Origin of the sequence: Micromonospora sp. LOL_025, from assembly GCF_048060285.1 — a bacterium.
Lineage (GTDB): Bacteria > Actinomycetota > Actinomycetes > Mycobacteriales > Micromonosporaceae > Micromonospora.
Window position 1 is genome coordinate 16,609 of the sequence record NZ_JBHMIR010000006.1, and the last position, 23,039, is coordinate 39,647.

Annotated in this window: 20 protein-coding genes; 7 read left to right on the forward strand and 13 right to left on the reverse strand. The window is 70.0% G+C overall.

Annotated elements, in window-relative coordinates:
- Positions 1-94: 94 nt before the first annotated feature.
- Positions 95-325, reverse strand: a complete 231-nt coding sequence (locus ACFHW0_RS10245) for a hypothetical protein (protein ID WP_416607043.1) — start codon at positions 323-325, stop codon at positions 95-97.
- Positions 326-386: 61 nt separating this feature from the next.
- On the opposite strand from ACFHW0_RS10245, the gene ACFHW0_RS10250 reads away from it, so the two are divergent.
- The 4 genes from ACFHW0_RS10250 (at position 387) to ACFHW0_RS10265 (ending at position 5,329) form a co-directional block, all read left to right on the forward strand.
- Entirely contained in the window at positions 387-2,768 is a 2,382-nt protein-coding gene (locus tag ACFHW0_RS10250) for a glycoside hydrolase domain-containing protein (RefSeq protein ID WP_416607044.1), read from the forward strand.
- Between the two features lie 18 nt (positions 2,769-2,786).
- Positions 2,787-3,191 (forward strand): hypothetical protein, encoded by a 405-nt coding sequence (locus tag ACFHW0_RS10255; protein WP_416607045.1) that lies wholly within the window; start codon positions 2,787-2,789, stop codon positions 3,189-3,191.
- A gap of 43 nt (positions 3,192-3,234) precedes the next feature.
- Entirely contained in the window at positions 3,235-3,948 is a 714-nt protein-coding gene (locus ACFHW0_RS10260) for a hypothetical protein (protein WP_416607046.1), read from the forward strand.
- A gap of 457 nt (positions 3,949-4,405) precedes the next feature.
- Positions 4,406-5,329: an AfsR/SARP family transcriptional regulator gene (locus tag ACFHW0_RS10265; RefSeq protein ID WP_416607047.1), complete on the forward strand. Its 924-nt coding sequence runs from the start codon at positions 4,406-4,408 to the stop codon at positions 5,327-5,329.
- A gap of 71 nt (positions 5,330-5,400) precedes the next feature.
- On the opposite strand, the gene ACFHW0_RS10270 is transcribed toward ACFHW0_RS10265, so the two are convergent.
- From ACFHW0_RS10270 to ACFHW0_RS10310, 9 genes are all read right to left on the reverse strand, one after another.
- On the reverse strand, positions 5,401-6,681 hold the full coding sequence (locus tag ACFHW0_RS10270; RefSeq protein ID WP_416607048.1) for an ABC transporter permease: 1,281 nt from the start codon (positions 6,679-6,681) through the stop codon (positions 5,401-5,403).
- Between the two features lie 3 nt (positions 6,682-6,684).
- Positions 6,685-8,010, reverse strand: coding sequence for an ABC transporter permease (locus tag ACFHW0_RS10275; RefSeq protein WP_416607049.1), 1,326 nt, complete (start codon positions 8,008-8,010; stop codon positions 6,685-6,687).
- Positions 8,007-9,641 carry an ABC transporter ATP-binding protein gene (locus ACFHW0_RS10280; protein WP_416607304.1) on the reverse strand — a complete coding sequence of 545 codons (1,635 nt, stop codon included), beginning with the start codon at positions 9,639-9,641 and terminating at the stop codon, positions 8,007-8,009. The genes ACFHW0_RS10275 and ACFHW0_RS10280 overlap by 4 nt, the downstream gene beginning before the upstream one ends.
- 171 nt (positions 9,642-9,812) lie before the next feature.
- The gene (locus ACFHW0_RS10285; RefSeq protein ID WP_416607305.1) at positions 9,813-10,877 is read right to left on the reverse strand and encodes a BMP family lipoprotein; all 1,065 of its coding nucleotides are present in this window, start codon (positions 10,875-10,877) and stop codon (positions 9,813-9,815) included.
- A 278-nt stretch (positions 10,878-11,155) separates the two neighbouring features.
- Entirely contained in the window at positions 11,156-11,497 is a 342-nt protein-coding gene (locus ACFHW0_RS10290; RefSeq protein ID WP_416607050.1) for a hypothetical protein, read from the reverse strand.
- A gap of 52 nt (positions 11,498-11,549) precedes the next feature.
- Positions 11,550-13,361, reverse strand: coding sequence for a glycoside hydrolase family 13 protein (locus ACFHW0_RS10295; RefSeq protein WP_416607051.1), 1,812 nt, complete (start codon positions 13,359-13,361; stop codon positions 11,550-11,552).
- A gap of 220 nt (positions 13,362-13,581) precedes the next feature.
- Positions 13,582-14,499 (reverse strand): sugar ABC transporter permease, encoded by a 918-nt coding sequence (locus ACFHW0_RS10300; RefSeq protein WP_416607306.1) that lies wholly within the window; start codon positions 14,497-14,499, stop codon positions 13,582-13,584.
- Between the two features lie 5 nt (positions 14,500-14,504).
- Positions 14,505-16,145, reverse strand: a complete 1,641-nt coding sequence (locus ACFHW0_RS10305; RefSeq protein WP_416607052.1) for an ABC transporter permease subunit — start codon at positions 16,143-16,145, stop codon at positions 14,505-14,507.
- Positions 16,145-17,398 carry a sugar ABC transporter substrate-binding protein gene (locus ACFHW0_RS10310; protein ID WP_121396674.1) on the reverse strand — a complete coding sequence of 418 codons (1,254 nt, stop codon included), beginning with the start codon at positions 17,396-17,398 and terminating at the stop codon, positions 16,145-16,147. Before ACFHW0_RS10310 ends, ACFHW0_RS10305 begins: the two co-directional genes overlap by 1 nt.
- Before the next feature lie 200 nt (positions 17,399-17,598).
- Between ACFHW0_RS10310 and ACFHW0_RS10315 the strand changes: the two genes are divergently transcribed.
- The 3 genes from ACFHW0_RS10315 (at position 17,599) to ACFHW0_RS10325 (ending at position 21,111) form a co-directional block, all read left to right on the forward strand.
- The gene (locus ACFHW0_RS10315) at positions 17,599-18,687 is read left to right on the forward strand and encodes a LacI family DNA-binding transcriptional regulator (RefSeq protein WP_416607053.1); all 1,089 of its coding nucleotides are present in this window, start codon (positions 17,599-17,601) and stop codon (positions 18,685-18,687) included.
- A gap of 240 nt (positions 18,688-18,927) precedes the next feature.
- Positions 18,928-20,562, forward strand: a complete 1,635-nt coding sequence (locus ACFHW0_RS10320) for a glycoside hydrolase family 13 protein (RefSeq protein ID WP_416607054.1) — start codon at positions 18,928-18,930, stop codon at positions 20,560-20,562.
- 177 nt (positions 20,563-20,739) lie between these two features.
- Entirely contained in the window at positions 20,740-21,111 is a 372-nt protein-coding gene (locus ACFHW0_RS10325) for a VOC family protein (RefSeq protein WP_416607055.1), read from the forward strand.
- Positions 21,112-21,141: 30 nt separating this feature from the next.
- On the opposite strand, the gene ACFHW0_RS10330 is transcribed toward ACFHW0_RS10325, so the two are convergent.
- The 3 genes from ACFHW0_RS10330 to ACFHW0_RS10340 all read right to left on the reverse strand — a co-directional run bounded on the left by ACFHW0_RS10330 (position 21,142) and on the right by ACFHW0_RS10340 (position 22,978).
- On the reverse strand, positions 21,142-21,582 hold the full coding sequence (locus tag ACFHW0_RS10330; RefSeq protein ID WP_416607056.1) for a hypothetical protein: 441 nt from the start codon (positions 21,580-21,582) through the stop codon (positions 21,142-21,144).
- 89 nt (positions 21,583-21,671) lie between these two features.
- The gene (locus tag ACFHW0_RS10335; RefSeq protein WP_416607057.1) at positions 21,672-22,040 is read right to left on the reverse strand and encodes a GntR family transcriptional regulator; all 369 of its coding nucleotides are present in this window, start codon (positions 22,038-22,040) and stop codon (positions 21,672-21,674) included.
- Positions 22,041-22,054: 14 nt separating this feature from the next.
- Positions 22,055-22,978 (reverse strand): YihY/virulence factor BrkB family protein, encoded by a 924-nt coding sequence (locus ACFHW0_RS10340; RefSeq protein WP_416607058.1) that lies wholly within the window; start codon positions 22,976-22,978, stop codon positions 22,055-22,057.
- Between the last annotated feature and the right edge of the window lie 61 nt (positions 22,979-23,039).

Consider the following 23,039-nt stretch of genomic DNA (forward strand, 5'->3'; position numbering starts at 1 on the left):
GGGCGTCGAGGAGAAGTGGTGGCAGCGACAGTAGGAAGGCTGGCCATCACCGGACCATCAGGCGCCCATCACCGCGCCCCGGCCGCGGGTCACGTCAACCCGTTGAGGACGGCTGCTCGTTGGGGAGGTAGCCGCAGGCGCGCACGGCGCGGCGGATACCGGCGCTGACGCTGACGAGCGGTTTGGTGGGCAGCTCACCCGGCCGGATCTCGGCGTCGAAGGCGAGCAACGACACGAACCCGGCCCGGCCGTTCTCCCACAGATGGCCGGATACGGGCCGCCCGACAACATGATGGCCGAGCGATGGGCCCACGATGTCCGCCAAACCTAGGCTCCCTGCTCCACCACAGTCCGCGACTCCGGCGGCGAGACAAGAGCAGGTGACGATGTCTGATCCCAAAGTGCTCGAGGCACAAGAGTGGGTGAACTCCACCTACCAGAGCGTGCCGTACTACAACCCCTGTCCGGAGAACGGCAAGACCGGCTGGGCGACGATGTACTCGCTCACCCGAGCACTGCAACATGAACTCGGAATTGAGGTCCTCTCCGACGCGTTCGGCCCCGCCACGTTGTCCCGCCTCGCCGCCCTGGGGGACATCGGACCGGACACCACGAACGGCAACATCGTGAACATCGTTCAGTACGCGCTCTTCTGCAAGGGCTACTGGGGCGGCCCGGGTGACGGGGTGTATGGCGTCGATACCGCGTCGGCGATCGCCCAACTCAAAGCGGACGCCGGCTTGGACGCTTCCAACACCGACGTCCAGCCCAAGGTATTCAAGTCCTTGCTCACCATGGATGCCTACGTCCTGCTGTCCGGAGGTAGGGCAGGGGTCCGAGACATCCAGCGCTGGCTCAACGGCCGTTACCTGAACAAATCGACGTTCTATATCGTCCCATGCGATGGTCACTACACGCGGGACGTGCAGCAGGCTCTGATGAAGGCCATCCAGTACGAAGTGGGGATCCCCCAGGATCAGGCCACCGGCAACTTCGGCCCCGGCACCCAGCAAGGACTGCGGAACAACGAGGTCGCCCAGGGTTCAACGGGTATCTTCGTCCAACTCTTCAGCGCCGCCTGTGTCTTCAACGGCACGGTGCGGGATGGCGGTGAAACTTACACGACAGTCTTCAAGAACACCTTCGACGCAGCACTCACCACGTACACACAGGCGTTCCAACGATTCTCTGTGCTCGAGGACCACGGTCGTGGCGACTACCGCACCTGGGCTCAACTCCTGGTCTCCATGGGCGATGCCGACCGACCGGCGCATGCCTGTGACACCCGATACCACATTTCCGAGAGTCGGGCTCGAGCACTGGTCGCCGCCAACTACTACACGGTCGGCAGATACCTGGACGAGGACGAGCCGAAAAATCTGCAGAAGGAGATCCAACCCGGCGAACTGGAGGCGATATTCGCCGGCGGAATGCGGATGTTCCCGATCTCGCAGTATGACGGCAGATATTTAAGCAACTTCACGTACTCCCATGGCTACAACCACGCCAGGAGGGCCCATGACCGGGCCGTCAGTTACGGTTTCAACCGAGGTACCGTCATCTACTTCGCCGTCGATTACGATGCCACGGACGAAGAAATCACCAGCAACATCATTCCGTATTTCCGGGGCGTGCAAGCCGGCCTGTCAAACCGCGGCAAGCGGTATCTGGCCGGCGTCTACGGGTCTCGCAATGTCTGTTCACGCGCCACCAGCGAGGCGTACGCGCGTTTCTCGTTCGTGTCCGGGATGTCGTGGGGATTCTCCGGCAACCTCGGTTTTCCAATGCCGGAGAACTGGTCATTCACCCAGATCAAGGAATTCTGGTTCACCGCCGGAACCGACTCGTTCGGCCTCGACCGCAACGTCCACCGGCCCGGCACCGACCAGGGCGTGGGGCCGGAGAACGTCGGGGGTACCGCCGCACCGATCGAGTCTTTCCTGACCTACATCGACATGCTCTACGCCACCGCCGTGTCGTACGGTAGGGGCGAGGACCCAAATCGGCTTGTCCTCGACTTCCTGCGCTACCCGACCTATGACGGGGACCTCAGCGGGTGGAACACTCTACTGGGCACGTGGGGGGTCACCAAGGACTGGCTCGCGTACGCGGTCGCGAACGGCCCCCCGAGACGGCACAACTTTGTCGACCCCGGATACGGCATAGATATCGACATCGACCATTTCGCGGCCACAGCCTGCGCGGTATACGCCAAGGGCAGTGGCGGCGCGACTCCTGGCGGCTCAGGGTGGCGGGGCGACTTCGGCGGTTGGGGCGGCGACCTGGCCACCTTCTACGCAGACTGGTGGAACAACGAGGACTCCTACGCGTCCGGCTACGCCTTCTGCATGGACCGACTCGCGAAGATCAATGTCGACTCGTCTTTCTCATTCGGTGATCTGGTCGAGGATGTTGACGGATATCTCGTCGGGATGGCCATGCGGGATGGCGCCAAGGTTCACGAGGCGATTCGCGGTCATCTCGGTGGCACCGGTTATCTCAGCCGGTTCCGGAGGTTCTTCACGCGCCGCTACGGCAGTGTGGCCGTTGCCGCCAGCGCAGCCCGTACGCTGCTCTGCGGCACCGAAGATTCCGTCACCGACGGCCTGCGGATACTGGCGATTGAGACGAAGACGCAGGGCGCCCTGCTCCCGCATCTCCTGCCGGACAGCAAACTCAACCCTTTCATCCAGGGCTACGTGGACACGCTGCAGAATCTTGTCAACCAGGAGCCGACCGCCAACCGCCGCACCACGATCGGCAACTAAAGCGAGAGAGGATTCCTCGTGCTGCCCGTACTGGCCCTAGCTCTGACCGTACCTGCCGTGGTCCTGATCGTCGGGGCGATCCGCCGTGGGTCACGGCAGCTGCACGCCGCCACACGGCCCTGGGTACTGGCAGCCGGATCTCTCCTCCTGGCCGCAGCCGAGGTGTACCTGTTCGGCCTTGTGCACATGGTCGTCTTCTGGGCCGACGTCCGGGAGGCATGCATCTCCCGCTACCACAACTGGGACAGCGCTTACGGCCGGCCCCATTACTGGCCGCTGGAACGCAAGTGCACGGCGTCCATCGACATGGTGCCGGGATACGTCAATCCCCTCGTCGTAATCCTGCTCGTCGCGGCGTCGCTGGCCGCACTGCTCGCTCTCGGTCGAGCGGTCCTGCACAGGAATCTCCGCCGCCCGTCGTGATGTACCGATCTGACCTACCCATCTCCCGCTAAGGATCTGACCGATGGATGAGAAGCCTCCTCCGGGCCGCCCCTGGCAGCGTCGCCGCTTCCTGGCGGCTCTCGGTGCCGGCGCCGGCACCGCCGCACTTCTGACGGTTCCGACCGGCGCCTCCGCAGCTCCGCGCCCCGATCAGGCCGCGCCAGCGAAGCGAACTGGCTGGGCCGCAGCCGCCACCCAGAACGGGTGGCCCGTCATCGGCTCCGACCGCGCGTCCCGCCTCCGGGTCGAGGGGGCGAACGCAACGGTCGCGCTCCTGCCTGGCACGACGGCGGCTGTTCTCCTGCATGTCGCCCGGCGCTTCCACTACGAGGTCGACAGCATCGAGACGATCAACGGTCACCGATCGGACCGACGTGTCGCCGCCGCCTACGAGTCGAACTACCTGTCCGGTACCGCGATCGAGCTCCTTCCCGGACGCTTTCCGGCGGGTGCCCGGGATGGTCTCTTCCCGCACGAGCTGGCCACCGTCCGCGACATCCTCGCCGAGTGCGAGGGGGTGGTGCGCTGGGGCGGTGACCACCGCACACTGCCCAAGGAGGGGCACTTCCAGATCGACGTGCGGCCCGGTGACGGCAGACTACGGCGGGTTGCTGTCAGGATCCGGGAATGGACGGAGAAGCCGGGCCAGGGAGCCGGAACAGCCCCGGACATCTTCAGCAGACCTCGCCTCGCAGCGGCATCCGGTCTCGCCGACCGGCAGCGCGCCTCGGCGTGACGAAAACTGGCGTCGCCCCTTCAGCTTCGCTCAACGGAGGCCGGCGCCCGGTTCCGCAAATCTCGTCGGCCATGTCGCCGAGCTTGCCGGCGACATGGCCGACCGGGCTGGCAATGAGTGTCGCCACCTCGACACCCTCGCCTACCGCACCCAAGACACTCACCTGAGGCTTACCAGCCGGACCGTCATCGACGACGGCGCATACCACGGTAGCTCCGCGACGATCTACCCCTATCGCAACCGGCCGCTGTAGCGCCGCCCGAGCATCGACCGGAACCGCTCTTTGCAACGCCCACCTCCACCCTCATCACGCTCGACGGCCGACACCAGCATCGCCGCCGGACTCGCCGCGACCAGAGCCACGAAACGCACAGTACATAGATCTTGACAGATTGTCCGCCCCTTTGGAGGATGGCTGCGTCAGGGCTCCAACGCCCGGCAGCAACGGGGGATCATCATGCGTTTCCGTGTCCTTGGCCTGCCATACATCGAGAAAGCGGCCGGGGTGGCCGGTCGGCGCACCACTGTGCTCGCGTCGATGCTGGCGCTGAATGCCAACAAACATGTCTCCTTGGACCGACTAATCGACGCCGTCTGGGAGGAACGCCCACCCGCGACCGCCCGCGAACAGGTGCAGAACTGCATCTCGATACTACGACGATCACTGTCGGACGGGCCGACGGCGATCACCATTCAACGAATCGGCGCGAGCTATCAGCTCAATGTCGACGCAAATGAGGTCGATGCGCACCGGTTCGAGCGCGACTACCGCACCGCAACTACGCAGGCCGCCGCCGGAGACCTTGAGGCAGGAGCCAATCTCATGCGATCAGCGCTGGCGCTGTGGCGAGGTCCGGCGCTGGACGGGATGGAATCGGCAGAGCTGAGGGCGCACGCATGCCGCCTGAATGACATGCGTACGACGGCGACGCAACGAATGTTGGAGCTCAAACTGGAGTTGGAATGCCCTAACGAGGCCGTCCCCGAACTTCGCTCCCTGACCCGTCTCCATCCCCTGCACGAGCCATACATGTTGTTGTTGACTGAAGCTCTGCTGCAGAGGGGCCAGCACAGGGAGGCGCTGTCCGCCTATGACGCCTTCGCCCGACATCTGGCGGCCGAGTTGGGGGCAAACCCAGGTTCTCAAGCCCGAGCCAGAAGGGCAGATATCCTGGCGGCGTTCCATCATTCCGCGCCCTCCACCGAGGCGCGAAACGGCCGGGTTTCCGGGCCTCGTGACCTGGACGCCTTCGCCCAGGCGGCCGAACTGCTCGCGGCCGCGGAAAAGCGCCCCGAGAGCGATTTGTTAGGGCACCTGGAAAGGGCGGTGCTGCACATTCGCGCGGCATCCGTCCTGCTCGCCTCGGCTGACGGAAATTAGCTGCACGTATGACCCGTCGCCCTTGCCCGGCCTGGAGGGATGGGCACTTCGCCCCCAGGCCGGGTCAGGTGTCAGCCCTTGATGTACGGCTTGCCGTCGGCGGCCGGCGCCCGGACCCGGCCGACCAGCCCGGCCACCGCCAGGATCGTCGCCAGGTAGGGCAGCATGGCCAGGAACTGGTTCGGGATCACGCTGTTGATGGCGCCCAGGTACGTGGCGAGCTGGTCGGCGAAGCCGAAGAAGAGCGCCGCGAGCAGCGCCCCCGTCGGGCTCCACCGGCCGAAGATCAGCGCGGCCAGGGCGATGAAGCCCTTGCCGCCGATCATGTTCTTGGTGAACGAGTAGAGCGCCAGCGTGTAGGAGGCGCCGCCGATGCCGGCGACCACCCCGGCGAGCAGCACGTTGCGGTAGCGCAGCCCGAGCACCCTCACGCCCAGGGTGTCGGCGGCGGTGGGGTGCTCGCCGACCGAGCGGGTGCGCAGGCCCCACCGGGTGCGGAACAGCGCGATGTGGATGACCAGCACCAACAGCAGCCCGAGGTAGAGGAAGATGTTGCCCCGGAACAGCGCCGGGCCGAGCAGCGGGATGTCCGACAGCAGCGGGATCTCCCAGTTGCTGAACCGGGGGGCGCTGTTGTACCTCTGCGCGTTGGTCTGCATCAGCCGCTCGTAGAGGAAGCCGGTGACGCCGACGGCCAGCAGGTTGAGCACGATGCCCATGACGACCTGGTCGACCAGGTAGCGGATCGAGAAGACGGCCAGCAGCAGCGAGATGAACGCACCGCCGATCGCCGCCGCGACCAGGCCCACCCAGACGTTGCCGGAGAGGCTGCCGAAGAGCGCGCCGCTGAAGGCGCCCATCAGCAGCTGCCCCTCGATGGCCACGTTGACCACGCCGGAGCGCTCGCAGAGCACGCCGGCCAGGGCGCCGAAGACCAGCGGCAGGGCCAGGATGAACGTGCCCCGGAGGATGTTGACCAGCGGCATGAAGTTCTGCCCGGCAGGCGCGTCGGAGACCTGCCAGCAGAGGAACGACAGCACGAAGCCGACCAGCCCGACGCCGAGCACGAGGGTGAACCAGCGCCTCGGCAGCCCGGCGAGCATCGCGGCGCCGGCGGCGACCGCGACGAGGCCGAAGAGGATCGCGCCGACCGTGCCGTGGATCTCCAGCGCGGCGCCGGCGGCGTCCTCGCTCAGGGTGAAGCGGGCCTGCTCGCCGGTGGCGAGCGCCCCGAACACCACCGTCGCCAGCAGGCCGAGGGCGATCAGCACGGCGCCGACCTTGCGGGTACGGGTCCAGAAGCCCTGGTCGACGGGGGCGACCGCGACGTCTTCGACAGCCATGGTGGACATGAGTTACCAGCCCTTCGCCAGGCTCGTCTGCAACCGGGCGGCGCGGGCGGCCCGGAGCTGGAAGATCGCCTTCACCAGGGCCGGCGCGGCGATGAAGATGACGATCAGCGCCTGGAGCACGGTGACCAGCTCCAACGAGATCCCCGAGTACGACTGCATCCGGTTGCCGCCGGCCTGAAGCGCGCCGAAGAGCAGCGCGGCCAGCGCGACGCCCCACGGCTTCACCCGGCCGAGCAGCGCCACCAGGATGCCGTCGAAGCCGATCTGCGCGACCACCAGCGGGGTCAGCGCGCTCGCGGTGGAGCCGAGCACCATGTTGGAACCGCCGAGGCCGGCCAGGATCCCGGCGAAGACCATGATCAGGACGTACGTCCGGGTGACGCTGATGCCGGCGGTCCGCGCGGCGTCGGGGTTGGCGCCGACGGCGCGCAGCTCGAAGCCGAGCGTGGACCGGTTCAGCAGCCACCAGACCGCCCAGGTGGCCAGCACCGCCAGGATGATGCCGGCGTGCACCCGCAGCCCGTCGCCGAGGAGGCGGGGCAGCTGGGCCGACCCGTCCACCGGGCGGCTGATCGCGTCCGTGCGGTTCGGGTCCTGGACGCCGTTCTGCACGATGATCCAGGTCAGGAAGTACGTGGCGACGTAGTTGAGCATGATCGTGTTGATCACCTCGTGGGCGCCGGTACGCGCCTTGAGGATGCCCGGAATGAAGCCCCAGATCGCCCCGCCCAGCGCGCCGGCGAGCACCGCGACGAGCAGGTGCAGGCCGGGCGGCAGCGGCAGCAGGAAGCCGGCCAGCGCGGCCAGGATCACGCCCATGGTGGCCTGGCCCTGGGCGCCGATGTTGAACAGGCCGCCCCGGAAGGCCAGCGCCACCGACAGGCCGGTGAAGACCAGCGGCGCGGTGTAGGTGAGCGTCTCCGAGATCGGGCTCATCACCGCCTGGAAGCCCACGGCGTCCGGGTCGAAGATCGCGCCCTTGAACAGGTTGCCGTACGCCTCGCTGACCAGCGTCCAGCTCGCGTTGAGCGCGTCGGCCGGCCGGGCCGTGATGTAGCTGTAGGTGGCGAGCACGTCGGGGTCGGACACGATCATCAGGATCGCGCCGACGATCATCGCCAGCACCAGCGACAGCAGGGTCACCGTGAAGGTGTTGGCCGCCCAGAGGTTGTCCAGGAACAGCCGGCCCAGCGAGGGCTTCGCCTCCGGGGCCGGGCCCTTCGGGGCGGTGGCCGTCCCGGCGCGCTCGGTGTTGCCGAGCGCGGTCCGCGCGGCCTGCGCCTCGGTCGCCGGCTCCTTGTCCGGGGAGCCCGGGTTCGGGTTCGTCATGCCTCGTCCTCGTTGCCAGGGGCCTCGGCTGCGGGGGCCGGGGCGCCGTCGGCCGTCGTCGCGCCCGCGGTCGTGCCACCGGCGGGTGCCGCGTCGGGGGTGATGCCGGCCATCAGCAGGCCGATCTCCTCGCGGGGGGTGTCCGGGCCGACGATGCCGATGATCCGGCCGCGGTACATGACCGCGATCCGGTCGGCCAGGCCGATCACCTCGTCGAGCTCGCTGGAGACCACCATGACGGCGGTGCCGACGTCCCGCTCCCGGATGACCTGGCTGTGGATGAACTCGATCGACCCGACGTCGACGCCGCGGGTCGGCTGGGCGGCGATGAAGAGCTTCAGCGGCCGGGACAGCTCCCGGGCCACGATGACCTTCTGTTGGTTGCCGCCGGAGAGGGTGCCGACGGCCGCGTCGGCCGAGGAGGTGCGGACGTCGAACTGCGCGATCCGCTCCTTCGCCGACTTCGCGATGGCGTCCGGCTTCAGCGCCAGGCCCTTGCCGAAGGGCGGCCGGTCGTAGATGTCGAGCACCAGGTTCTCCGCGACGGAGAACTCCTTGACCAGGCCGTCGACGCTGCGGTCCTCGGGCACGTAGCCGACGCCGGCGCGGAGCACCTTCTTGGTCGACCAGCCGTTGACCTGTTGCCCGTCGAGGGTGACCGTGCCGGCGAGCGTCGGGCGCAGGCCCATGATCGCCTCGATCAGCTCGGTCTGGCCGTTGCCCTGCACGCCCGCGACGCCGAGCACCTCGCCCGCCCGTACGGTCAGGTCGACCCCGTCGACCGCGCGGATCTGCCGGTCGTCGTCGACGACCAGGCCGGAGACCTCCAGGACCGGCTTGCCGGGGGCGGCCGGCTCCTTCTCCACGGTGAGCCGCACGCTGCGGCCGACCATCAGCGCGGCCAGCTCGTCGCGGCTCGCCTCGGGCGAGGCGGTGCCGACGGTCCTCCCGCGCCGGATCACGGTGATCCGGTCGGCGATGGCCTTGACCTCGCCCAGCTTGTGGGTGATGAAGACGATCGACTTGCCGGCGGCCTTGAGCGACCGCATCACGGTGAGCAGTTCCTCGGTCTCCTGCGGGGTGAGCACGGCCGTCGGCTCGTCGAGGATGAGCAGGTCGACGTCGCGGGTGAGCGCCTTGACGATCTCCACCCGCTGCTGGATGCCGACCGGCAGGTCCTCGATCACCGCGTCCGGGTCGACCCGCAGGTTGTACCGCTCGGAGACCTCGGCAACCTCGCGCCGGGCCCGCCGCCGATCCAGGAAGCCGGCGATGCCGCCCCGGACCTGCTCGGCGCCGAGCATGATGTTCTCGGTCACGGTGAAGACGGGCACCAGCATGAAGTGCTGGTGCACCATGCCGATCCCGGCCGCGATCGCGTCGGACGGCCCGCGCAGCTTCAACGGCGCGCCGTCGACCAGGATCTCGCCCTCGTCGGGCTGGTAGAGCCCGTAGAGCACGTTCATCAGGGTCGACTTGCCCGCGCCGTTCTCGCCGAGCAGGGCGTGGATCTCTCCAGGCTCCACCGTCAGATCGATGTGGTCGTTGGCGACCAGGTCACCGAACCGTTTGGTGATGCCGCGCAGTTCGAGTCTCAGCGCAACCTCCTGGAGTGCGAAGCGATGGTGCAGCGTAGCTGCCGGTGTACCGCTCGCGGCGCGGGGCCGTCGTCGGGTGGGTGTGGATCGGCCGCCCCGGCGCCGTGGGGGTTTCCCCGCGACGCCGGGGCGGCCGGATCGTCGTGCTGTACCGCCCGCCGGCCTACCCTGGTGATCGTCTCACCGCGGGCGGCCGGCAAAGCCTCACTTCGGCTGGGCCGCGGAGGTGACGGTGACGGTGCCGGCGGCGATGTCCGCCTTCAGCTTGTCGATCTCGGCCTTCAGCTCGACCGGGACCTTGCTGTCGAACTCGTGGTACGGGGCGAGCCCGACGCCGTTGTTGGACAGGTTGCCGAGGTAGCCCGGGGTGGCCGACAGCTTCTCGCCGCCGGCGGCCTTGACGACGGCCTCCTTGACGGCGTCCGGGATGTTCTTCTCGACGGTGGTGATGATCGCCGCGCAGTCCTGGGTGCTCTCGCAGCCGTCGACGTCCACCCAGATGGTGTTGTACTTGCCGCCCGACGCCTTCGCCGCACCGGTGGTGCCGAGGCCGGCGCCGCCGGCGACCGGCATGACGATGTCGGCGCCCTGGGCGACCAGCGCGTCGCTGACCTTCTTGCCCTCGTCCTGCTTGACGAAGTCGTTGGTGAACGACCCGTTCTGCGCGGCCTTGTCCCAGCCGACGAGCTTGACCGTCTTGCTCTTGGTCTTGTTGTAGTGCGCGACGCCGTCGGCGTAGCCGTCCATGAAGATGGTGACCGGCGGGATCTTCACGGCGCCGTAGGTGCCCACCGTGCCGCTCTTGGTCATGCCGGCGGCCAGGTAACCGGCGAGGAAGCCGGCCTGGGCCGTGTCGAACTGCATCGGGTAGACGTTGGTCTCCTCGACCTTCGCGTCGACGATGCCGAACTGCTGGTTCGGGTTCGCCTTGGCGATCTTGGAGGTGGCGGTACCCATCAGGCCGCCGACGGCCAGGATGAAGTCGCACTTCTGGTTGACGTACTGGGTCAGGTTGACCTCGTAGTCCGCCTCGGCCTTCGACGCGACGTACTTGATGTCGATGTTGTCGTTGGCCTTCTTCGCCTCCTCCAGGCCCTTCCAGGCGGAGGCGTTGAACGACTTGTCGTCGATGCCGCCGACGTCGGTCACCATGCAGGCGCTGTACTTCTTGTCGCCACTGCCGGCGTTGTTGTTCTCCTCGGGAGCCTCGCCACACGCGGCGGCACTCAGCACGAGCCCACCCATCGCGAAGACGGAGGCAATCCGCATCCCACGCACAGAGCGCAAGACGTCTCCTTCCCATTGCACACCGCGTCCTGCACGGTGGCAGCCCTTTGAGCCGGCCTGCGCTGCGCCGCCGGCGTCCCCACGTTACGGACGGGAGCGTACGCCCGCGCCCACCCACCGGCCGACAATCGTGCACGACTGTTGAGCGCCTGTTACCCCTACGTAACCCTTAGGTGGGGCAGATCACTCTCAGTGCTGGTAGGTGCGCGGCGAGGCGTCGCGGAACGTCCGGTTCTGCGCGTCGTCCCCTGCCAACGACGTTACCGCCAGAAGACGGCCACCGCCGCGTTGACCAGGGTCAACCCGACGGTTGCCAGGAAGTGCCCACGGTTGACCACGTCGCGCTTGCGGGAAAAGAACGCCATGACAAAGATCAGGATGGCGAGCACCAACTTGGTAACAAGTTTCGCGGGGTCGGGCTCGTCGCCGTCACGCAGGGGCGCGGAGAGGCCGATCCCGGTCGCCAGCATGATCACGGACCCCCAGAGCATGGCCGGGTTGATCCGCAGCTTCCCGCTGATGTACTGGACGATCGCGCCGCCGAGCAGCAGGGCGAAACCGATCAGATGGACGTAGCGAAGTATCAGTCTCAGAGCTTCCACGGGCACCATCCTCCCTCATCAACGACGGATCGTAGTAGTGGGGCCGTAGGGGTCAGGAGAGCCGCCAGGCCTGGAAGGTGGGGCCGTCCGCCGGGAGGGTGACCGCTCCGTCGGCGTCGGGACGCAGGGCGGGGGCGCCGCCGTACAGGTTCTCGGCCGGCCCCAGCCCGCTCAGGCGCAGCGGCTGGCCGGCGGCGCGGCGGGCCAGCACCAGCACCGTGCCGGTCGGGGCTTCGCGCAGGAAGACCAGCGTGTCCGCGTCGGCGCGCAGCCAGCGCAGGCCGCCGTGGCGCAGCGCGGGCTCGGCCCGGCGCAGCGCGATCAGGGCGCGGTACGCGGCGAACGTCGAGTCGTCCCAGCTCTCCGGCCGGTGCCACGGCATCGGCGTACGCGAGCCCTCGCCGTTGGTGCCGGTCAGGCCCAGCTCGTCACCGGCGAAGACCATCGGGGTGCCGGGCATGGTGGCGAGCAGGCCGGCGGCGACCTCCTGCCGCGCGGCGTCGCCGACCACGGTGCGGATCCGCGCCGAGTCGTGCGACCCGAGCAGCTGCCACGAGTGGGTGTACGACCGCCAGGAAACCAGCGAGCGGTAGGCGTCCATGGTCGCGAGCACCGCGTCCGCGTCCCGGCGCACCACTCCGCCCGGGGTGCCGAGGAAGTTCGGCACCGGCTGGTCGCCGTGCCGCAGCCAGGACCAGACCGGGTCGGTGAAGCCGACGTAGTTCATCGTGCCGTGCCAGCCGTTGCGGTCGAGGTCGCCGGTGTGGTCGTGGCCGTGCTCGGCCATCAGCAGGGCGTCGGCCCGGGTCCGGGCGACCACCTCGCGCAGCAGCGCCGCCACCTCGTGCGTGTACGCGTCGGCGCCCCGCCGCCCGGTCATGTTCGCCACGTCCACCCGCCAGCCGTCCAGCCCGTACGGCGGCCGCAGCCAGCGGCGCAGCAGCGAGTCCCCGGCGGTGGCGAAGCGCCGGCGCAGCTCGGCGCTGCCCCAGTTCAGCTTCGGCAGCGACTTGACCCCGTTCCAGGACTCGTAGTCCCCGGTCACCTCGTCGAAGTAGTACAGCTCCCGCTCGGGCGCGGACACATCGGAGGCGGCCCGGGTGAACCACTCGTGCGCGTCGCCGGTGTGGTTGCTGGTGATGTCGCCGAGCAGCCGCCAGCCCCGGGCGCGTACGGCGTCGGCGAGGCGGGCCAGGGCGGCGTCCCCGCCGAGCAGCGGGTCGACGGTGTCGAAGCTGGCGGCGTCGTAGCGGTGGTTGGAGCGGGCCGGGAAGATCGGCGTCAGGTAGACGGTGTTCACGCCGAGGCGCTCCAGGTGGTCCAGCCGCCCGGTGACGCCGTCGAGGTCGCCGCCGTAGAACTGCCGGGGGGTCTCGGGGCCGCGCCCGATCACCGGGGTGTCCCAGTCGCACGGGATCGCCCAGTCCGGCAGCTCGCGGCCCTCGGCGGCGGTGGAGCGGGCGAACCGGTCCGGGAAGATCTGGTAGATCACCGCGTCGCGGGCCCAGGCGGGCGGCGGGGCGTGGGTGACCAGCTTGAAGTCGCCGTTGTCGGGCACGTCGTGGGCCACCACGCCGGCGGCGTTCAGCCAGCGGTAGCCCCGGCTGCCGGTGAGCATGAACCGGTAGTTGCTGACCGGGTTGCGGGCCTCGACGGGCACCCGCCACCAGACGTCGTCGCCGTCGGCGCGGTCGACGACCGCCTCGGTGAACCGGGGCTCGCCGTCGCCGGTGGTGCGCGCGTGCACCTGCCGGACGTCGGCGCCGGCCGGCACCCGGACGAAGACGTCGACGACGTCGCCGAGGGCGGGCTCCTGCTCGGGGACGTACAGGGCGGAGCCGTCGTGGTGCGGCAACAGGGACATGGTGGCGCCTTTCGCGTCGGTCGGACGGGAGAGAAAGGGGTCTCCCGTCGCGGCCGGTTCCCCGACCGCGGCGGTCGATCCGTGACTGCTCCGGTGTACGTCGGACGCCGACGCCCTTGCCGCAGCTTGCGGTGTCGCGCAACGGCCGGTGGACCCGGCCGGTCGCGACGGAGCGGCACCCCTCGCCTCGACCTCGGCGAGGAGCGGCCACCTATCCGCTTTATCCCTTGACGGCTCCGGCGGTGAGGCCGGAGACGATGTAGCGCTGGACCATCTGGAAGACCAGCACCGTGGGGATCGCGGTGAGCAGGGTGCCCGCCGCGAAGATCCCGAAGTTGTTGTTGCGTTCGCCGGCCACCAGGCCGAACATCCCGACCGCGAGGGTCTTCGACTCGCTGTTGGTCAGGAAGACGTTCGCCATCAGGAACTCGTTGATGGTGCCGATGAAGGCGAGCAGGCCGGTCACCGCCAGGATCGGCGCCACCAGCGGCAGCATGATCCGGAAGAAGACCTGGGCGTGCGTGGCGCCGTCCATCGTGGCCGACTCGTCCAGCTCCCGGGGGAGCGTGTCGAAGAAGCCCTTCATCAGCCAGGTGTTCACGCCCAGCGCGCCGCCCAGGTAGAGCAGCAGCAGGCCCCACGGCGTGTTGAAGCCGATCGCCGGCCACAGGTCGGTGATCGTCGTGAAGATCAGGAAGATCGCCACGATCGCCAGGAACTGCGGGAACATCTGGATCAGCAGGAGCGCGAGCAGCCCGACCCGCCGGCCGGCGAAGCGCATCCGGGAGAAGGCGTACGCCGCCAGCGCCGACAGGAAGACCGACGCGAACGAGGCCACCCCGGCGATCAGCAACGAGTTGAGGAACCACCACCCGAACGCCGTACGGTCGAACAGGTTCGTGAAGTTCTCCACCGACGCCCCGGTCGGCAGCAACTCCGTCGAGGAGAGCGTGCCGAGCGGGTTGAGCGCGGCCGAGAGCACGAACAGGATCGGGAAGAGGCTGAACGCGACGGCCAGCACGCCCACCAGGTGGCGCCAGCCGACCTGGGCGAACCACCGGTTGCGCCGCCGGCCCGCGTTGCGGTTGACGGCCGGGGCGGCGTCCGTCGCGCCGCCCGCGGCCGGGGTGCCGTGCAGCGAGGTCACGAGTACACCTCCTCCTGCTTACGGGTGCGCCGGAAGCTCACCGCCGACACCACCGCGACGATGGTGAAGATGAAGATCGACACTGCGGCCGCCAGGCCGAACTGGGCGCCCTGCGCGCCGAAGGCCAGCCGGTACGTGTACGTGATCAGCAGGTCCGTCGCCCCCGCGGTCGGGTTGTCCGCCGGGAAGGGACCGCCCTCGGTGGTCAGGTAGATCGCGTTGAAGTTGTTGAAGTTGTACGCGAACGACGCGATCAGCAGCGGGGAGAGCGCGACCAGCAGCAGCGGCAGGGTGACCGACCGGAACGACTGCCACGGCGACGCGCCGTCGACCGACGACGCCTCGGTCAGCTCCTTCGGGATGGCCTGGAGCGCGCCCGTGGCGACCAGGAACATGTACGGGTAGCCCAGCCAGAGCTGCACCAGGATCACCGCTATCCGGGCCGACCACTCCTGGCCGAACCAGTCCACCCCGATCCCGAACAGGTTGTTGATCAGGCCGAAGTCGGTGTTGAACATGTCCCGCCAGACCAGCAGCATCGCGAAGGACGGCATGGCGTACGGCAGGATCAGCAGAATGCGGTAGAAGTTGGTGCCCCGCATCCGGGGCGAGTGCAGGGCCAGGGCGATGAACATGCCCAGGATGAACGTGCCGCCGGTGGAGCCGATGGCGAAGGCGAAGTTCCACAGCAGCGTGCCGAAGAACGGCCCGGAGATGGCCGGGTCGGTGAGCACCCGGGAGAAGTTCTCCAGCCCGACGGTGACCTTCCAGCCCTGGGCCAGCCGCTCGCCGTCGGCGGCCACGAAGGCGCCGGTCTCCTCGTCCGCCGTCCAGGTCCTGCCGCTCTCGATGTCCTTGATGCAGTCGCAGCCGGCGTCGTACGCCCGGATCGCCTTGCCCTCGTAGGCGCGGGACAGGCCGGCGGAGCGCAGCGCGCCCCCGGACGTCGGCACGACCAGGTCGGTGATCTCCTGGCTGCGCGCGCTGGCCTGGCCGAAGTTGAGCACCGTGTAGCCGTCGGCGGCGGTGACCTTGCCGCCCGGGGCCACGGTGACGTCGGCCGGGTCGAGCTGGCGCAGCCCGCCGGCGTCGCCGGCCGAGACGGTGCCGGTGCCCGGGTCGCTGACCAGGAAGACGAGCGGGCCGGTCGCCGGGTCGCCCTCGGTGGCGACGGAGAGGGCGTACTCGGTGGAGCCGGGCACCTGCTTGACCGAGGCGGTCTGGATGGCGACGACGGCGTCTTCCTTGGTGCCGCGGTGGCCGTCGCCGAAGTTCGTGAAGGCGGTGCTCGCCGTGTACAGCACCGGGACGATCTGGAACGCGATCAGGAAGAGCGTGCCGGGGACCAGGTACTTCGCCGGGATGTGCCGGCGGGTCAGGTAGAGGTAGAAGAGCCCGGCGGTGGTGGCGGCCAGCAGCGCCAGCCCGGCCCACTTCTCCGCCTCGACGAGCGGGAAGGCCGCCCAGATCGCGATCCCGGCGGTCAGGCCGAGCAGGAGCACCTTGACGAGCAGGCCCGTCACGGTGATCGGCGCGTGGTGCCGCGCGGTGCGGGACTTGCCCGGGAGCCCGGGACCGACGGGCTCCCGGCCCGGGGGCTGCGTGGCAGCCCCCGGGCCGGACAGCGACGTGCTCATTACTTGATCTGGCCGGAGATGGTCTTGCCGGCTGCGGTGATCGTCTTGGCCGGGTCGGCGCCGCCGATGATGGCGGCCTCGGCCTTGCCGAACGGGTCCCAGATGGTGGCCATGGCCGGGATCGCCGGGAGCACCTGGCCGTTCTTGCCGGCCTCCTGGAACTTGGCCAGGTCCGGGTCGGTGCCCTTGACCTGGTCGAGGGCGGCGGTCAGCGCCGGCGGGCGGGGCTCGGCGTTGTAGAGCGCCACGGCCAGCTCGGGGGTGGTGACGTGGTTGGCGACGAACTCCTGGGCCAGGGCCTTGTTCTTGCCCTTGGCGGCCACGTAGAACGCCTGGACGCCCACGAACGGCTGGGCCTCCTTGCCACCGGCGAAGCCGGGGACCGGGGAGATGTCGTACTTGATGTTGGCCTTCTTGGCGTCCGCGATGGCCCACGGGCCGGAGACCAGGTAGGCGCACTTCTTGCCGGTGAACGTGGCGATCGAGTTCTCGCCGGTGATCGAGCGCTTGAGCGCGCCGTCGCCCTTCTCACCGAGCTTGGCGATCTTCTTGAACGCCTCGATCGACTCCGGCTTGCCCACGCCCAGGTCCTTCGGGTCGTAGTCGCCGTTGGCGCCCGTGCCGAAGAGGTACCCGCCACCGGAGGTGTAGAGCGGGTAGATGTGGTAGGCGTCGCCGTTCTGGCCGGACTGGAGGCAGAGGATCTCGCTGGCCTTCTTCTCGGCCTTGAGCTTCTTGCCGGCGGCGACCAGGTCCTCGATGGTCTTCGGCGCCTCGGGGGCCAGCTCGGTGTTGCGGATCAGCGCCAGGTTCTCCATGGCGTAGGGCACGCCGTAGAGCTGGCCGTTGAACGTCACGGCCTTGACGGCGGTCTCGTTGAACCCGCTCTTCTGCTCGGCGGCGAGCTGCACCGGGTCGATGGCGCCGTTCTGGACGAGGTTGCCGATCCAGTCGTGCGCGCCGACCACGACGTCCGGGCCGCTGCCCTGCTGCGAGGCGGTGACGAAGTTGGTCTGGAGGTCCTTGGAGACGGCCTGGACCTCGACCGTGACGCCGTTCTCCTGACCGAACTTCTCGGCAAACGGCTTGAGGGCGGCGGTGCGCTTGTCGTCGGCCCAGATCACCAGCTTGCCGCCGGCGGCGGCCTTGGTGGATTCCTTCGCGGCCGGCTCGTCGCTGCTGTCGCTGCCGCAGCCCGACGCGGCGAGCGCCAGGCCGAGGACGGCGACCACACCCGCGGTACGGATGCGCATCGGTACTCCTGTCGTCATGGCGGCACGCCGGGGGAAGGGCGGTCCCGCCAGTGGAAGCTCTGTAAGTTTCTTGCCAACCGGCGCTCGGCGTGCTGCGCCGCTGCTCTCGCGTGTTGCGGGGACGTTAGCAAGAGGTTGCAGAGAATGGAAGGGCTTGCAGAAGTGTACGCAAGAACTTGCCAGTGAGCTAAAGTGCGCCCATGCGCGCTCGACTGTCCGACATCGCCCATCAGGCCGAAGTCAGCGAGGCCACGGTGTCGCGGGTGCTCAACGACCGCCCGGGAGTGGCCCCCGAAACCCGGCAAGCCGTACTGACCGCCCTCGATGTGCTCGGTTACGAGCGCCCGGCCCGGCTGCGCAAGCGCAGCGCCGGCCTCGTGGGTCTGGTGGTCCCCGAGCTCGACAACCCGATCTTCCCCGCCTTCGCCCAGGTGATCGAGTCGACCCTGGCGCAGAGCGGCTTCACCCCCGTGCTGTGCACCCAGACCGCCGGCGGGGTCACCGAGGACGAGTACGTCGAGATGCTGCTGGACCGGCAGGTCTCCGGAATAGTCTTCGTCTCCGGCCTGCACGCCGACACCGCCGCCAACCACGACCGCTACCGGGCCCTGATCGCCCGCCCGCTGCCCGTCGTGATGATCAACGGGTACGCCCCCGGCATCCCCGCGCCCTTCGTCTCCTGCGACGACGGCGAGGCCACCGAGCTGGCCGTGGCCCACCTGGTGGCGCTCGGGCACCGCCGGATCGGCCTGATCACCGGCCCGGACCGGTTCGTGCCCGTGCAGCGCCGGGTGGCCGGCTTCCGGGCCGCGATGGGCCGGCTGGTCGGCGTCGACGAGGCCGGCCTCGACGAACTGGCCGAGCTCTCCCTGTTCGGTGTGGAGGGTGGCGAGGCCGCCGCCGCCCGGCTGCTGGAGCGCGGCGTCACCGGCATCGTCTGCGGCTCCGACCTGATGGCGCTCGGCGCGATCCGGGCCGCCCGGCAGCGTGGCATGTCGGTCCCCGGCGAGCTGTCGGTGGTCGGCTACGACGACTCCCCGCTGATGGCCTTCACCGACCCGCCGCTGACCACCATGCGGCAGCCGGTGGCCGCGATGGCCGTCGCCGCCGTCCGGGCCCTGGTCGACGAGATCAACGGGCACGCCGCCCCGCACTCGGAGTACGTGTTCCGCCCGGAACTGGTGGTGCGCGGCTCCACCGCGGTCGCCCCCACCGACGCCGCGCGGCCGGCCCCGGGCGGCGCGACGCGGCAGCGCCCGGCCCCGCCCGCCCTCGCCGTACCGGCCTGACCGCCCCGGCTCCCGTCCGGCCTCCCGTCTGCCCGCCCGGCCCGCTCCGACCGCGCCGCGGGCCCCGGAAAGGGCTCACCGGCCGTGAGCCGTCGGAGGCGCGGCGTGATCATTGCCATTTCTTGCGCAAGGAATGCTTGACTCTTGCAGTCACGGGCGGCATTCTGCTCAGACACCGCCCCCGCACCCGCACCGCGCCGGGTGCCGCCGTCCCGCGCCACAGAACGGGGAACGCCACCGATGACCGTCAGCAACCCCACGCCGCTGACCTCCGACGACGACTGGTGGCGCTCCGCGGTCGTCTACCAGGTCTACGTACGCAGCTTCGCCGACTCCAACGGCGACGGCATCGGCGACCTCCAGGGCGTCCGTGAGCGCCTGCCGTACCTGCGCGACCTCGGGGTGGACGCGCTCTGGCTGACCCCCTTCTACACCTCGCCGATGATCGACGGCGGGTACGATGTCGCCGACTACCGCGACGTCGACCCGATGTTCGGCACCCTCACCGACTTCGACGCGATGATCACCGACGCGCACGCCCTCGGCCTGCGGATCATCGTCGACCTGGTGCCCAACCACACCTCCAGCGCGCACCCGTGGTTCCAGGCGGCGCTGGCCGCCGGCCCCGGCTCCCCCGAGCGCGCGCGCTACCTCTTCGCCGAGGGCACCGGCGAGCACGGCGAGCTGCCCCCGAACGACTGGGAGAGCATCTTCGGCGGCCCCGCCTGGACGCGGATCGACGACGGCCAGTGGTACCTGCACCTGTTCGACCCGGCCCAGCCGGACCTGAACTGGCGCCACCGGGAGGTACGCGCCGAGTTCGAGGGCGTCCTGCGCTTCTGGCTCGACCGGGGCGTGGACGGCTTCCGGATCGACGTGGCGCACGGCATGATCAAGGCCGAGGGGCTGCCGGACGTCGGGTTCAGCTCGATGACCACCGGCCAGCGCCAGGCGGAGCTGCTCGGCAAGGGCCGGCTCCCCTACTTCGACCAGGACGAGGTGCACGACATCTACCGCGCCTGGCGGCCGATCCTGGACAGCTACCCGGGCGGCCGGATGGCGGTCGCCGAGGCGTGGGCCGAGACCCCGCAGCGCCTCGCCCGCTACATCGGCCCGGACGAGCTGCACCAGGCGTTCAGCTTCGACTTCCTCGACGCGACCTGGTCGGCCGACTCGTTCCGCAAGGTCATCGACACCGCGCTCGCCGAGTCGACCATCGTCGGCGCGCCCACCACCTGGGTGCTGTCCAACCACGACAAGCAGCGGCACGTCACCCGCTACGGCGACGGCGCCGAGGGGCTGCGCCGGGCGCGGGCCGCCACCCTGCTGATGCTCGCCCTGCCCGGCTGCGCCTACATCTACCAGGGCGAGGAACTGGGCCTGCCGGAGGTGCTCGACCTGCCGGACGAATTGCGCCAGGACCCGGCGTTCCTGCGCACGGGCCAGAGCCGGGACGGTTGCCGCGTACCGATCCCGTGGAGCGGCGAGCTGGCCCCGTACGGCTTCGGGCCGCAGGGCAGCGAGCTGAGCTGGCTGCCGGTCCCCGCGACCTGGCGTGGCCTCTCGGTCGCCGCCCAGGCCGGCGTGCCCGGCTCGACGCTGGAGCTCTACCGCACCGCGCTGCGGATCCGCCGGGAACACCCGGCGCTGGCCGCCGACGCGGGCGGGGTCACCTGGCTGGAGGCCGGGCCGGGCGTGCTCGCCTTCAGCCGCACCGCCGGCGACACCGTGCTGACCTGCGTGGTCAACATCAGCGGTGCGCCGGCCCTGATCGACGGGTACGGCGCGCCGATCGCCGCCAGCGAGCCGCTCACCGGGCAGGGCTCCGGCCATCTGCTCGGAGTCGACGCGGCGGCCTGGTTCGAACGGCGCTGAGCGGGTAACCCGTCATCGACCTGGTCGTTCGTTGTGCCCCGCGCCGACGGGCGACTGGGCTACCGACCCCTTGTGGTGGGGGGTGAGGTGGCGCCGGCGTCACCGGAGTACGCCCCGGCGGCGCCGGCGTCCATCGGGTCACGTGTCGCCTCCGGCCCCTGCGGGTACGACGGGCCCATGGTGGTTCGCGTCGCGCAGTACACCCTCGACGTCGTCGATCTCGACCTGATGGCCGGCTTCTGGGCGGCGGCGCTCGGCTACGCCGTCGACGCCGGCGGCGACGGCAGCGCGAAGCTCTATCCCCCGGCCGACCGGGTCGGCGCTCCCACCGTCTGGTTGCAGGGCTCCGGCACGGCCAAGCACGGGAAGAACCGGCTGCACCTGGACGTGGTCGCCGACGGCGATCCGGCGGACGAGGTGAGCCGGTTGATCGGGCTCGGCGCCCGGCCCACGGACGTGGGACAGCGCGGCGACGAGGGGTTCACGGTGCTGGCCGACCCCGAGGGCAACGAGTTCTGCGTGCTGCACCGCTCGCCCCACCGCCGCTGACCCGGGCCGCCCCGGGCGGCCCGGACCGGCTCAGGCGCCGCCGGTGAGCTTGGTGGCGATGCGACCGAAGGCCGCCCGCAGCTCGGCCTCGGTGGGCGGCGCCAGCGGCTCCGCCCGGTCGGCCTCCTCGGCCGCCGCCTCCAGTTCCTCGTCGATGGTGTCCTCGAAGTCGCCGTAGAGGTCGGCCTGGTCGAGCTGCGCCGCCTCGTCCTCGGCGGCGACCTGCGCCGCGGCGATCTCGCCCCGGATCTCCTCGGCCGAGACCGCGGGCAGCAGCGGCTCGACCACCGCCATCAGCTGCTCCTCGGCGACGATCGTCTCGGCCAGCGCAAGGGCGTGCGGCCGCTCGTAGGGGCCGCAGACCACCGGCTCCCACTCGTCGGCGTCGCCGAGCGGGCCGAAGGTGATGATCCACGGCAGGCCGAGCATCGGCGAGTCGTCCGGCAGGTCCAGTGTCACGAGTGCGCCCACGCGCCCATCATGGTCCGTCACGCCACGGCACCGGGAGGCATTCGCCCCTATTCACCGCCGCCGTGGCTGTCGGATGCCGCGGCGCGGCGTCAGCCCGGGCGCGTCGCGTCCAACGCCGCGCGGACCAGGGCCAGCGCCGCCGCGGGCGGCACGCCCAACCGGGCGGCCTCGGCGGCGTAGTCGGCCGCGACCCGCTGCAACCGGTCCGTCGCGTCATCGCGCCCGGGTGCGACGAAGGTGCCGTGCCGGCCACGGGTCTCCAGCAGACCGGCCGCCTCCAACTCCCGGTAGGCCCGGGCCACGGTGTTGACCGCCAGCCCGAGGTCGACCGCGAACCGCCGGACGGTGGGCAGCCGGGTGCCCACCGCCAACCGGCCCGTCCCGATCAGCTCCGCGAGCTGCCCGCGCACCTGCTCGTACGGTGGCACCGCCGAGTCCTGGTCGACCGAGATCCGCACGCCCGCTCCCCCGCTCATCCGCCCCCGCCCGGGGTGCCGGGATCCGTGTCCACGTCCAGGTCGGCCGGCGCCGGGCCCTCCGCCAGGTCCACCACCCGACCGCGCGGGCTGGTCGCGGCCAGCGCCGCGCCGAAGAGCACCAGCTGGTTGAGTAGGTAGAGGTAGAGCAGCAGGCCCACGGCGCCCGCCACCACCGTGTACGCCGGGTTCCGCTCGGTGCGCACCACGTAGAAGCGACCGACGGTGTTCAGCAGCGTGATGCCGACCGCGACCAGCAGCACCACGGGGCGCAGCCGGGACCGGGTCATCCGCAGCCTCGGCACCGCCACCAGCAGCAGGGTGGCCAGCACCGCGTTGACCAGCACGCTGAGCACCGCGCTGACCGTGGTCAGGCCGATCGAGCCGGTGCTGCGCAGCAGGAAGCGCAGCAGCGACTCCAGCGCGTCCACCGCCGCCACCGAGACGCCGAGCAGCACGAAGATGACCACCAGCACGCCCAGGTCGACCAGGCGGCGGACCACCAGGTTGCCCGGCTGCTGGTTGAGCCCGTACATGAGCCGCTGGGAGGAGCGGATCGCCTCCACCCAGCCGATCCCGGTGAACGCCAGGATGATCAGGCCGACCACCCCGACCGTGCCGCTGCTGTCGGCGATCTGCACGGGGTCGAGGAACGGCAGGTTCTCCCGCAGGAAGTCCGCGGCGGCGGCGCTGACCTCGTCGTTGTCCTCCAGGATGGCCCCGAAGATCGAGTACCCGACCAGCGCCAGCGCGAAGACCGCGAAGAAGCCGTAGTAGGCGATCGCGGCGGCCAGCCGCCCGCCCAGCACGTCGGTGTAGAGCACGCCGGCCCGCCACAGGTGGTCGGCGGCGCCCCACCGGCGGCGCGCGGCGCTGATCCGGCGGTCGATGCCCGCCTCGATGCGGCCCAGCACGTTCACGCCGTCATCCTCGCCGATCTCCCGCCCCCGCGCCGGCAACCGGCCGCCGGCCCGCAGCGGG